Source organism: Gulosibacter macacae (assembly GCF_003865375.1).
GTDB lineage: Bacteria > Actinomycetota > Actinomycetes > Actinomycetales > Microbacteriaceae > Gulosibacter > Gulosibacter macacae.
The window spans coordinates 198,533-210,863 of the sequence record NZ_RQVS01000002.1 but is presented as its reverse complement, the minus strand read 5'-3'; the positions used below and the strand labels follow the sequence as shown (position 1 = coordinate 210,863).

At 64.6% G+C, this 12,331-nt stretch carries 12 protein-coding genes; 3 read left to right on the top strand and 9 right to left on the bottom strand.

What is annotated here, in order from left to right; genetic code table 11:
• Window positions 1–642 (bottom strand): hypothetical protein, encoded by a 642-nt coding sequence (locus tag EG850_RS02470; protein ID WP_124969498.1) that lies wholly within the window; start codon window positions 640–642, stop codon window positions 1–3.
• Window positions 643–760: 118 nt separating this feature from the next.
• Between EG850_RS02470 and EG850_RS02465 the strand changes: the two genes are divergently transcribed.
• Entirely contained in the window at window positions 761–1,027 is a 267-nt protein-coding gene (locus EG850_RS02465; protein ID WP_235829181.1) for a helix-turn-helix domain-containing protein, read from the top strand.
• 62 nt (window positions 1,028–1,089) lie between these two features.
• Here EG850_RS02465 and EG850_RS02460 read toward each other — a convergent pair whose 3' ends face one another.
• Window positions 1,090–1,692 carry a hypothetical protein gene (locus tag EG850_RS02460; protein ID WP_124969494.1) on the bottom strand — a complete coding sequence of 201 codons (603 nt, stop codon included), beginning with the start codon at window positions 1,690–1,692 and terminating at the stop codon, window positions 1,090–1,092.
• 136 nt (window positions 1,693–1,828) lie between these two features.
• Between EG850_RS02460 and EG850_RS02455 the strand changes: the two genes are divergently transcribed.
• Window positions 1,829–2,317: an Rv3235 family protein gene (locus tag EG850_RS02455; RefSeq protein ID WP_235829180.1), complete on the top strand. Its 489-nt coding sequence runs from the start codon at window positions 1,829–1,831 to the stop codon at window positions 2,315–2,317.
• A 194-nt stretch (window positions 2,318–2,511) separates the two neighbouring features.
• Here the strand turns inward: EG850_RS02455 and EG850_RS02450 are convergent, their stop codons facing one another.
• The 7 genes from EG850_RS02450 to EG850_RS02420 all read right to left on the bottom strand — a co-directional run bounded on the left by EG850_RS02450 (window position 2,512) and on the right by EG850_RS02420 (window position 11,176).
• A complete protein-coding gene (locus tag EG850_RS02450; protein WP_124969492.1) occupies window positions 2,512–3,594 on the bottom strand; it encodes an ABC transporter ATP-binding protein in 1,083 nt (360 codons plus the stop codon).
• Window positions 3,591–4,439, bottom strand: a complete 849-nt coding sequence (locus tag EG850_RS02445; RefSeq protein ID WP_124969490.1) for an ABC transporter permease — start codon at window positions 4,437–4,439, stop codon at window positions 3,591–3,593. The genes EG850_RS02450 and EG850_RS02445 overlap by 4 nt, the downstream gene beginning before the upstream one ends.
• Entirely contained in the window at window positions 4,436–5,311 is an 876-nt protein-coding gene (locus EG850_RS02440) for an ABC transporter permease (protein ID WP_124969488.1), read from the bottom strand. The genes EG850_RS02445 and EG850_RS02440 overlap by 4 nt, the downstream gene beginning before the upstream one ends.
• Window positions 5,311–6,444, bottom strand: coding sequence for an ABC transporter substrate-binding protein (locus EG850_RS02435; RefSeq protein ID WP_235829179.1), 1,134 nt, complete (start codon window positions 6,442–6,444; stop codon window positions 5,311–5,313). The genes EG850_RS02440 and EG850_RS02435 overlap by 1 nt, the downstream gene beginning before the upstream one ends.
• A gap of 220 nt (window positions 6,445–6,664) precedes the next feature.
• Window positions 6,665–7,387 (bottom strand): tyrosine-protein phosphatase, encoded by a 723-nt coding sequence (locus EG850_RS02430; RefSeq protein WP_185714917.1) that lies wholly within the window; start codon window positions 7,385–7,387, stop codon window positions 6,665–6,667.
• Between the two features lie 10 nt (window positions 7,388–7,397).
• Window positions 7,398–10,394: a preprotein translocase subunit SecA gene (secA, locus tag EG850_RS02425; RefSeq protein ID WP_124969484.1), complete on the bottom strand. Its 2,997-nt coding sequence runs from the start codon at window positions 10,392–10,394 to the stop codon at window positions 7,398–7,400.
• Window positions 10,395–10,480: 86 nt separating this feature from the next.
• A complete protein-coding gene (locus EG850_RS02420) occupies window positions 10,481–11,176 on the bottom strand; it encodes a TetR/AcrR family transcriptional regulator (protein ID WP_185714916.1) in 696 nt (231 codons plus the stop codon).
• 137 nt (window positions 11,177–11,313) lie between these two features.
• On the opposite strand from EG850_RS02420, the gene EG850_RS02415 reads away from it, so the two are divergent.
• Window positions 11,314–12,258: an NAD-dependent epimerase/dehydratase family protein gene (locus EG850_RS02415; protein WP_124969480.1), complete on the top strand. Its 945-nt coding sequence runs from the start codon at window positions 11,314–11,316 to the stop codon at window positions 12,256–12,258.
• The last annotated feature ends 73 nt before the right edge of the window (window positions 12,259–12,331 follow it).

The window sequence follows — 12,331 nt, the reverse complement described above, 5'->3', positions numbered from 1 at the left end:
CTACGGGCCTGCCACGGGAGCGGCCGGGGCACTGTGCACCGGAATGACGTGCAAGCGTGCGCCATTGGTGACATCGCCGAGGACGGTCGCCACCAAGTGTGCTGGCAGGCGCAATTCGAGTTCGACCTCGCCGGTGGCGATCATGCGGTCTTGTTCAACGACGCGAATGACTTGCGCCTCAGCGACGAGCACTCGCGGTTCGGTGTAGCTGCCCGGCTGTTCGCCTGGCACCGACGACCACAGGGCGACCGTCGCGCCCGTGGTGACCTCGACCGGCAGCGTGCCGGAAATCGGCACCACGACCGTCGACATTGACGCGTCGGCAGCACCGAGCGCGCTGACCGGGATGAGTTCGCCCGCGCCGATGGGACGCGTGGCGATCACCTCGCCGTCAGGGAGCGCTTGGGGCGAGAGATAGAGCGCCACCGAGTCCTGCTCGTGCACCTGCACCAGCGAAAGCCGTTCGGTGGTGAGTGGTTCGCCAGCGGCGATCGGGCCGCTGGCTGCGTAGATCGCGACGGTGCGATTCGCGCCGGCAACGACGGCGATCACGCCAACAACCGAGGCGACAACGAGGAGGATGCCGATGACAAGACGCGCATCGAGGTGCGGCAGACGGCGACGCGAGGCGGTGGCGGACATGTCTCTCCTGCAGGCGCGGGGTTGGGGGACGCGGTACATGGTGCATGGAATTGGCAGACAGCCCCGGAAGTTATCCACAGTTCGACATGAGCGCCGTTCGGACGCGCATAATGAACGGGTGTCGTCTCGTAGTCCAGGTCGCCTGCCGCGATTTCTCACGCTCGCCGATGTGGCGGATGTGCTCGCGGTCGACCTCAATGTCGCCCGCGAGTTGGTCGAATCAAACCAGCTCGCGGCGATTCGCATTGGCGAGGCTGGGCAGTGGCGCGTCGAGCAGGATGTGCTCGAGGCGTTCATTGAAGATCAGTACGAGCTGCGTCGCCGCGAGGCGCTGTTTGCGCAGCAGGAGTTCATTGATCTGCCGGAGATCACAGCGCGCGATTAGTCAGGGAGGCGGGGTCTCGATACGCGCTACGCGCTACTCGACCAGCCATGAAGAGGTGCTCCCTAGTCGGTGGTGCGGATGCGCACGACCAATAGGTCGTCGAGCGGCAGGATGCGCGTGGTGATGACTGCGCTCGCGCGACGCGGCACCTCCGGATCGTGCACAGCGATGTCAAGATGATCGCGGCCTACGCGATCGACGGTGCCATAGACCACTCCGAGTCGCGTGGAGAACTCGCAGGCCAAGCGGCGACGAGCAAGATCGCGCAGGGCAATGCCAAAACCGAGCCTCGCCGAAAGCCCTCCGGCCCGCTCGGACATCGGTTGCATCGAACGGGCGACCTGCTCAGGCGTGAGTAGCAGCGCCCCAATGCCACCGAGGGCAATGAGGCAGGCACCGTAGCGATGCGCGGGACCCACCAAATCGGCGCCCAACCAATCGGCACCGATTTCAACTGGCACGATGTCGACGCGATCCCCAGAGTGCAATTGCAGCCCGATGTGTTCATCCGGTTGCAACGTCGAAGCGAGCGCACTGAGGCGATCACGGGTTGTCAACCGCGAGACCCGCAAACGCTCTTCGTCGATGAGTGCGCGGCGTCGCTCCTCTTCGAGCCCAGCATCGAACTGGCTCGCGAGATCGTCAAAGAGGTCGTCCCAACGCACGGCTTGAGTCTGCCGGGTTTCGAAGCGTCGCCCGGGAGTTATCCACAGTTTCGGAAAGTTCACCCAGAGGTTGGCTTCGTATGGGCACAATCTGGCTCAAACGATCCGTGTGAGTAATGTCCGATCGGAAAACCTGATGACTTCAAGCGCCGCAACTCAACCCGATGCCGCCAACCTCGCTCGCCTGCAGCGCACCCCAGCACCGATGTCGGTGCCGGTCATCCCGCCGCCGCCGCGCCGCAGCGACGACGAACACGATGGGTTGGATGCGCCGGAGCACGCCGCACTCCCCGATCCGGATCCGCTCCTGCACAACCTCGCGCGCAGCGTCGTCGAAGCGCTCGGCGGGTTCCGCGAGGTCGAGCAGATCGCCCGGTGGGTGGCGCCCGAGGTGTTCACCGCCCTCGTGCAACGCTCGCAGCACGCGACTCGCGCCCGCGCAGTGCGGGGTGTGCCGGTGCGACGCCCGAACGTGCGCACGCGCGCTTGTGTCTCGCAACGCATCCGCCCCGGAGTCGTCGAGGCGACGGTCATTGTCGATCTCGGCCCGCGCGTGCGGGCAGTGGCAATTCGCCTGGAAGCTTTCCGCGGACGCTGGCGCGCCGCGAGGGTGCACGTACTCTAGGGCCTGCGCGCTCCGGCCCAACTCGAACAGCCACAAACCTGACCCTTCGCGCCATACCTGACCGGCGAACGGGCCAGGTTTGGCGTAAACGCTCGCAACGCGGCTCAGGTTTGGCGTGAACGCTCCGGAATCACTCGCCAAGACCAGCGGGGCCAGGCCGAACGAATCAGCCCAGCCCCGCCGCCCCACAGCCGTCAGATCGCGAGCGCCGGGTAGTCGTCGAGCACGACCTCGACGAGATCGCCCGGCGAGAAGCGCGCGGCCTGGTTCGCGCCGACGCGCGCGAGCACGCGCATCCCGTCGCCGAGTTCAGCGGTGATCTGCGTGTGCGCACCGAGGAAGCTCACGCTCATCACGGTCGCCCGGCGCTGCGCCGGCGTCTGCTCGTTCTCGGGCTCAATGCGCACCCGCTCAGGTCGCACGAGCACGGTCGCATCGCCTTGCGCGCTGCCGGGCAGCAGCGGCACCGGCAGACCGAGCACATCCGCGCGCTCGGCCGAAGCCGTGGCTGGCAGCCGGTTCGTCACGCCAATGAAGTTCGCCACGAACTCGTTGATTGGCCGGTTGTAGATCTCCTGCGGCACGCCGAGTTGCTCGATGCGGCCAGCGCTCATCACACCCACGCGGTCAGCGATCGCGAGCGCCTCTTCCTGGTCGTGCGTGACGAACAGCGCCGTGATGCCAATTTCCTGTTGCAACCGACGGATCTCTTCACGCAGCTGCACGCGCACCTTCGCATCGAGCGCCGAGAGCGGCTCGTCGAGCAAGAGCACCTTGGGATGCACCGCCAGCGCGCGAGCCAACGCCACGCGCTGCTGCTGGCCACCCGAGAGCTGGTGGGCATAGCGGCCACCGTGGGCATCGAGTCCGACAAGCTCGAGATAGCGCTCAACGCGCTCGGCACGTTCGGCCTTCGGCACCTTGCGCAGTTCGAGCGCGAACGCGATGTTCTCTGCCACCGTCATGTGTGGAAAGAGCGAGTACGCCTGGAAGACCATGGCCATATCGCGCTGGTTCGCGGGCGAGCCGGTGACATCGCGGCCATCGACGAGGATGCTCCCCGAATCGATGTCGTCGAGACCGGCGAGCGAGCGCAGGGCCGTGGTCTTGCCGCATCCTGATGGACCGAGCAACGCGACCATCTCGCCGGGTTCGATTTGCAGCGAAAAGTTGTCGAGCGCGCGCACTTCGCCGTAGTGACGGGCGAGATTGCGCAGCTCAACGGCAGCGGCCGTGGCCGTAGCCGTCAGCGGCGCAGAAGTCGTGGTGTCGGTCATTTGCGGGAGTCCTTTCGGCCGGGCTGGCGCGACGTGAGGACGTCGAGAAGCACGAGTAATCCGATGGTGAGCACGAGTACGAGCAGCGAAACCGCCGCCGAGACCTGCGCATCAGAGAGGTTGATTTGGAAGAGCACCGTCTGCAGGTTGGTGCGGGCGAGGATCGACGCGATCGTGTATTCACCAAGCACGACGGCGATCGACACGAACGTCGCCGACACGATCGCCGGGCGCACATTCGGCACGATCACGCGCGTGATCACGGTGAACCAGGATGCGCCGTACGAGCGGGCTGCCTCGGTGAGCGTCTTGACGTTGATCGCCCGGAGGCCCGCGTCGAGCGCGCGGTACGAGAACGGCAGCACGAGCACGACGTAGGCGAACGACAACCAGATGGAGTTCGCGTCGAGGACGCGTGTCGAGATGAACGCGTAGATCGGTGCAAGACCGACCACGAGCGCAATCGCCGGGATGGTGAGCGGCAAGAGACAGATGAACTCAATGATGCGGTCGAGCTTCGGCAGTTTGAGTCGCACCCAGACCATCGTCGGGATGAGTAGCGCGAGCATGATCGCGACCGTGATGATCGCCATCGCGAGGCTCGTGCCGATGCCCTGCCAGAGGAGGCTGGCGGTCGTTGATCCTTCGAATTCGAAGAGGCCAACCCAGCCGCCCCAATCGACGACCCCGGTGAGCGGGAAGCGAATCGAGAAGACAAAGAGCGAGGCGAGCGGGATGAGCAGGCCCACCCACGCGAGCACGAGAATCGTGCGCGAGATCACGCTGCGGCGCTTCGCGACGCGCGCGTTGTGCTGCAACGCTGCGCCCTGTTGGAGATTCGTCATGAGCTGGCCAACCACCTTCCGGCGCGCCGCTGGATGAGGGCGTAGAGGGTCATCACCACGGCGATCACGACGATCATGCCGAGCGCGAGCGATTGCGCATACGAGTCGAGCGTGAGGTCGAGTTCATTGCGGAACGCCGACTGAATCTCCATGGGCACGATGATCGTTTGCTGCGAAATGAGCGCGGCCGCGGTGGCAAAAGCGCTGAACGAGTTCGCGAACAGCAGGAGCAGCGAACCGAGGAAACTCGGCGCGAGAATCGGCGCGGCGATGCGAAGCCAATAGGTCTTCGAGTTGCCGCCGAGGTTCTCGTTGGCTTCACGCCACTGCGGGGCGAGACCGTCAATGGCCGGCAGGAAGACGATGACCATGAGCGGCACCTGAAAGTAAAGGTAGACCGCAGCGATCCCCCAGAGCGATGAGAGGAACCCCGGTGACGGCGTCGGCGCACCAATGGCACCGAGGAGCAGCGTCAGCGCACCATTGATGCCGAGCGTCGCGATGAACGCGAACGCGAGCATGACGCCACCGAATTGCGCGATCACCGAGTTGAAGGCGACGAACACGCGACGGCTCGCGCTGTGTGCCGGGGCGTTGGAAATTGCCCAGGCGAGCAGGGCACCGATGATGGCACCGGCAATGGCGGTGACGGCGCTAATCCAGAACGAATTCCAGAAGATGCCGAGCGTGCGCGATGAAAACAGGAGCGCGAGGCCGTTCAGCGTGAACGAGCCGTCGCGAGATGACCGCACTGAGCCGAGGATGACGAGCACCGTCGGCAGGAGGAGGAAGATACCGGTATAGAGGAAGAAGGGCACCGCGCCCAGGTAGTTCACCAGGGCGCGGCGCCGCTTCGAGGACGTGATGGTCATTAGCCGACCGTCGAGTCCCAGTTCTCCTTGATGAAGGCCGTCATCGACTCGGCCTCGTCAGCCTTGGGCGTCTTGGTTTCGCCGTCGAGTTCTGGGAGGAATTCCTGCCAGTTCTCGATCAGCGTGCCGTCTGCTTCCAGGGCGTCGAAGAGCACGGGGCGAGCGCCACCCTGCAGCCAGAGGTTCTGCGCCTCAGCCGAGTAGAGGAACTCCTGCCAGAGGCGTGCGGCGGCCGGGTGCGGCGCGTCGACGTTGATGGCCTGGTTGTAGTACGAAGCGATTTCGCCACCCTTGGGCACGAAGATCTCCCACTCAACGCCCTTGTCCTTGAGCGAGGCCTGGTACGACATCTGGTTGTAGGTCCAGTCGAACACGACGCCGTGGGTACCGGAGGCGATGGTGCCGTCGGTGACATCCTGGAGGTTGAGGGTGCCGGCTTCCGAAAGGGTCTTGAAGTAGTCGAGACCCGGTTGGCCGTTGGCGAAGTCGCCGCCTTCGGCATTGTTCACCATAAGGAAGCCGTTGAAGGCCGCGCCAGCTTCAGCGGGCTTGCCGTTGAGGGCAACCTGGCCGGCGAACTTCGGGTCGGTGAGCTGGTCGAGCGAGGTGACCTCACCGAACTTGGTCTTGTTGTAGCCAACCGACATGACGCCGGTGTAGTCGTTCACCCAGAGGCCGGTGGCTTCCTTGTTGGCGTCGGGGATGTTGTCCCACTGCTCCACCTTGTAGGGAGCGAAGTAGTCGGTCGACGAGAGGGCGACATTGGCGCCAAGGTCGAAGACGTCGGGGGCAGCGGTCGTGCCCTTGGTCTTCTCGGCGGTGTCAATCTCTTCCTTCGACGAAGCGTCGGGAAGGTTGTCGTTGATCTTGATGCCGTATTTCTCGGTGAACGCCTGCTTGATGAGGCCGTAGTTCGCCCAGTTGTCGGGGAGGGCGATGACGTTGAGTTCACCCTCAGCCTGAGCTGCGGCGATGAGTGCCTCCATGCCGCCGCCTTCTTCGGCGCTGGTGATGGTGGCCCAGTCAGAACCGCCCTCAGTGGTGGCGGCCGGGGTGCCGGATGCGCATCCGGTCAGGAGCATCGCGACGGCGGCGAGGCCACCGGCGAAGGCAATGGGAAGCTTGCGACGCAAAGGAATTCTCAATTCTGCTTCAGAAAACGACTTGGCAACCAAACGGCGCCGAAGCCGAGTGTGCGCTGTCGAGTCATCGAGAAGGTGGCGCGCAAGTTGCGCGCAAGTAAACAAGGTTCACCAATTTGTTGAGGAAGCCGCATCCGGCGCAGATCCGCATGATCCCAGCGAAGTAACGACTCTGCCAAAAAAGCTACTCAACAGGCATTGAATATCTTCACTAGTGATCTTTGTGGAGTTCTCCAGCACCAGCGAGCCAGGGCCGCGCGGCAGCAACATCTACGCCGTGTTCCGACAAGAATTTCGCCGCATCCAATTGCCCAAAGAACTCGGCAATTGCGGCCCGACGCGAGGCGACCGTCGCCGAAATTTCGGGCTCGGCTTCATAGCACTCATAGGGATGCGGTGTCTCACGCACGAGGTGCCGCAGATTTACCTTCCTGGTCGCGAGTTCGTCCGCATCCTGAAGCACGAAAATGGGCGTGCCGAGCGCCCGCAGGAAGAGACCGGTGACGAGTCCGGTGCGATCGCGGCCCGCCGAACAACAGACGACGGTGCCCGGCCCGGCCTCGACGAGGCGACCCACTGCCGCGGCTACGGGCTCAGCGAAGAGGTCGAGAAAGTCGGCATAGCCATTTGGATGATTGAGGTACGGCACGAACCGCGCACGGAATCGCGGATCATTCGGGTCGTCGACCGCGGCAAACTCGTAGCCGACACCGAGTTCTGCCGCCCCAGTTGCCGGGCGCCGAGGCTCGGAGGGGTGGCGCAGATCGAGCACCCGAGCCACCCCGGCCGCGCTCGCCTCACGCCAGCCGTCAGGCGACCACGCCTCCGGTTGCCCCGACCGGAAAAGCACGCCGGGGCGTACCGCACCCGCGCCGAGTGGGATGCCACCCAGGTCGCGAGCGTTGAACGCCCCGGCCCATGTCTGTTCGACCATGCCCTGCCCGCTAGTGCTTGGGCTTGCGCGGCTCAGTCCCGTCGGTGCGCTGACCGAAGGTGCCGCGCTGCTCGTTGCGAGCCGTTGCGGCACGCTGTTCGCGCGCCACATCGGCCGCCGAACGACCCTGCGTCGCGGCCTGCTTTGCCGGGTTGCCCGACTTTGCCTTGCCCTTTTTCGGCTGCGGCTTTGTCGGCGCCTTCGTCGCGGCGGCGGCCGCGGGCCGAGCACCGGCAACTTCGCTGCCCGCATCTCCCGACTCGGCCGCTGCTTCGCGAAGTGCCGAGGCGGTACCCTGCGTCATTTCCTTCCGCATTGCCGCACGGGTGGCACCCACGTTGACGTGACCGCGACCATCGGTGACCTTGACGTCACCGCGCTCGTCAGCCGCCGAGTAGTTGAGCTGCTGCGCCGGCTGAGCGTCAAGCCCCTTCGCCTGCACCGAAATCTTGCGCTGGGTTGACCCATCGGGCGCCTCAACCTCAGTTACCTTCACATCGAGGTGCATGAGGAAGCCGACCGACTCTTCGCGAATGCCACCGAGCATCTGCTGGTACATCGCGAATCCCTCGCGCTGGTACTCGACGAGCGGATCCTTCTGCGCCATAGCGCGCAGACCGATGCCGTCCTTGAGGCTGTCCATCTCGTAGAGGTGATCGCGCCACTTGCGGTCGATTACCTGGAGCACAACACGGCGCTCAAGTTCGCGCGTGGCTTCTTCGCCAAGCACCTCTTCCCGCTTCTCGTAGGCGAGGTCGGCGTCAGCGTGCAGTTCGGCCTCGATCTGCTCGCGCGTGATCGCGCCGAGCCCGCCCGCATCCTCGATGATCTCGTCGACCGTGATCGACATGGGGTAGAGCTGCTTGAGCTCGGTCTCAAGCTGGTCGAGATCCCAGTCATCGGGGGCGCCAGCGGTCGTGTGCGTCGCGACGATGTCATCGATCGCCCCCGAGATGAACGCCCGCACCTTTTCAGCCAGGTCATCGCCCTCGAGAATCGCGCGGCGGTCGGAGTAGATCGACTCGCGCTGCTCGTTGAGCACAACGTCGTACTTGAAGACGTTCTTACGAATCTCCGCGTTGCGCGATTCGACGTGGCCCTGCGCCTGCTTGATCGAGTTCGACACGATCTTCGATTCGATCGCCATGTCATCGGGGATGTTGTCCGAAGCCATGAGCGTGCGCGCGGCACTCGTGTTGAACAGACGCATGAGGTCGTCAGTCATCGAGAGGTAGAAGCGCGACTCACCAGGGTCACCCTGACGACCGGCACGACCGCGCAACTGGTTGTCGATACGGCGCGATTCGTGGCGCTCGGTACCGAGCACGTAAAGACCGCCGAGGTCAGCAACCTCTTCCGCCTCTTCAGCAACGGCTTCCTTCATGCGCTCGAGCACGATCGGCCACTGCTTCTCGTACTCTTCCGAGTTCTCTTCCGGGTCGAGTCCGAGGGCAGCCATTTCGGCCACCGCGATGAACTCGGCGTTGCCGCCGAGCATGATGTCGGTACCACGACCAGCCATGTTCGTCGCCACGGTCACGGCACCCTTGCGGCCAGCCTGAGCGACGATTGCCGCCTCACGCGCGTGGTTCTTCGCGTTGAGCACCTCGTGCTTCACGCCCCGGCGGGCGAGCAGCTTCGAGAGATATTCGCTCTTTTCAACCGAGGTGGTACCGACGAGCACCGGCTGTCCGGCGTCGTGACGCTCGACGATGTCTTCGACGACCTGGTCGAACTTCGCGCGCTCGTTCTTGTAGACGAGGTCGGGCTGATCGATGCGAGCCATCGGCCGGTTCGTCGGGATGGGGATCACGCCGAGCTTGTACGTCGTGTTGAACTCGGCCGCCTCAGTCTCGGCGGTACCGGTCATGCCCGAGATCTTGTCGTACATGAGGAAGTAGTTCTGGAGCGTCACGGTCGCGAGCGTCTGGTTCTCGGCCTTGATCTCCACCCCTTCCTTCGCCTCGATGGCCTGGTGCAGACCCTCGTTGTAGCGACGACCCGGCAGGATGCGGCCGGTGTGCTCATCAACGATGAGCACTTCGCCGTTCTGCACGACGTATTCCTTGTCACGGGCGAACAGCGCCTTCGCACGGATGGCGTTGTTGAGGAACGAAATGAGCGGAGTGTTCGCCTGCTCGTAAAGGTTGTCGATGCCGAGTTCATCCTCGACTCGATCGATACCCGGCTCGAGCACGCCGATGGTGCGCTTCTTTTCGTCGACCTCGTAGTCGCGGTCTTCTTTGAGGCGGCGCGCGATTTTCGCGAACTCGGTGTACCAGCGGTTCACATCTCCCGAGGCGGGGCCCGAGATGATGAGCGGCGTACGCGCCTCGTCAATCAGAATCGAGTCGACCTCGTCAACGATGACGAAGTGGTGTCCGCGCTGCACGCAAGCCTCAACCGAGGTGGCCATATTGTCGCGCAGATAGTCGAAGCCGAACTCGTTGTTCGTGCCGTAGGTGATGTCGGCGGCGTACTGCTCGCGGCGCTCGGCCGGGGTCTGGCCAACAAGGATGCACCCGGTCGACATGCCAAGCGCGCGGAACACGCGCCCCATGAGATCAGACTGGTACGACGCGAGGAAGTCGTTGACGGTGACGACGTGCACACCCTTGCCGGGAATGGCGTTGAGGTAGGCGGCGAGGGTCGCGACGAGCGTCTTACCTTCACCGGTCTTCATCTCGGCGATATTGCCGCCGTGAAGCGCTGCACCACCCATGATCTGCACGTCGTAGTGACGCTGGCCAAGGGTGCGACGAGCCGCCTCGCGCACGGCGCCGAAGGCCTCGGGCAGCATGCCGTCGAGGATGTCGGCCTCTTTCTTCCCTGCGTCGATCTCTTCCTGGTAGCGCTCCCGGAAGTCTTCGGTCAGATCGCGCAGTTCTTCATCGCTGAGGTCGAGGAAGTGCTCTTCGAGCTGGTTCACCTGCTTCGCGATGCGCTCAAGGCGACGAACCTGCCGGCCCTCGCCAAATCGCAGCATCTTCTCGAGCACTGAGGCCAAGGCCAACTCCTAGCGTTGTGTTGCGGAAACTCGTGTAATGGTACTCGTCGCCGCTGAACGAGCGGGCTACGAGGGATGCACTGCGCTCAGTTGTCGAGATCGAGTGCCTTGGCGTGCGCGGCCACGATGTGTGCGAAGAATTCGTCGCCATGGTCGAGACTGCCGACGTAGTGTCCGTGCATTTCGAAGCCGATGGCGCCAATGAGTTCGGTCCAGGCGCGCAAGAAGCCGAGGATGCGCGCATCCGAGAATCGCGCGTCGAGCGCGTCGCCGATGACGGCACTGGCCCACGCACGCGCCTGCGCAATATCGGTAGCAAGCCCTGCAGTCAGGGACGGTGCTGGATGCTCAGCCGCTGGCGCCGCATCCGCGCGAGCAAAGATCGACAGCAGCGCAATAAAGAGCTGGTTTGCGGCAGCGATCGTGCGTTCGGGGGCCGCGTAGCCGATGACTGGGGTGCCGTAGACGAGCGCGAACTCCTGCGGATGCGCGAGGGCCCAGGCGCGCACCTCGCTCCAGCCGCGCATCCATTGCTCGCCGGGCGTTCCGCCCTGCTCGACGCCCTGCCGTGCGGCCGCACCGATCGACTCGTAGGCCTCGACAATGAGCTCCGTAAGCACGGCATCGCGGTCAGCGAAATAGCGGTAGAGCGCGCCCACTGTGACACCGACTTCGCGGGCGATGGCCCGCATCGAGAGCATCACCGGGCCAACACAGGCGAGTTCCAGACGGGCGGCCACCAGGATGCGCTCACGCATCGTGGCATGCGACTCGTTCGACATGCGCACTCCCCTCATTCACTGCCAATTTGATCTTCGCACTTGACATGCGTGAACAGTGTTCACGATACTGGATAGACCGGGCGTGAACAGTGTTCACACTCGGTCTCCATCCTTGCCGCAACGTCTCGGAGGTTCCGATGTCAAGCATCCTCGTCGTTGGTGCCGGCCCGCTGGGCCGCGCCACCACCCGTCACCTCATCGCCAGCGGCGACGAAGTCACCGTCGCCACTCGCTCAGGCACCGCACTGCCTGGCGCCACACCGCTCGCCCTCGATGTCACGGACCCCGGCTTCGCTCACCAGATTCCGGCAGTGGATGCGATCGTTGCCGCCTGCAACTTTCCCTATGGCAAGTGGGCCAGCCACTGGCCCCCGGCCATCCAGTCACTTATTTCCGCGGCCGAGCGCCGCAACGCCACCCTGGTCATCGCTGGCAACCTTTATGGTTATGGCCCGCCCAGCGCGCCGATGCGGGAGACCGACCCACTCGCCGCCGAGTTCCAAAACGGCCGCATCCGGGCCGAAGTCTGGCGCGAGGCGCGCGCCGCCCACTCCGCTGGCCGAGTGCGTGCCGTCGAAGTACGCGGCAGCGACTACATCGGTGCCACCACCGGTCCGGGCGCCCACGGCGGTGATCGACTGCTCGTGCCACTCCTTGCCGGCCGCGTCGCCCAACCGCTCGGCGACCCTGATCAGCCGCATTCGTGGACCGCCCTCGACGACTTCGGGCGCCTGCTTGCTCGCGCGACCCGCGATGAACAGATGCTCGGTCGCGCCTGGCATGTGCCAAGTGCACCGCCGGTGTCGATTCGCGAGCTCTTGACCACCGCGCTTCGCGCGGCCGGGAGCACTGCCGAACCGCGGATGCGGCCGGTTCCCTCATGGCTCGTGCGCACGCTTGCGCTCGGGTCGCCGATGATGCGTGGCCTGCGCGACACGCTCTATCAATTCGAGCAGCCATTCATCATCGACGACAGCGATGCCCGCACGCTCCTGGACGAAACCTCGACGCCGCTCGCGGAAACGATGGCCGCGGCCGTGGCGGCACTTGCAGGCAAACCTCAACCCGTGGTCGCGCACTAGGTGCACACGGGCCGCGCCCCCGCCCGGTATTCCGGACGGGGGCGCGAGTGCGATTGGGCTTCGAGAGCCTCAG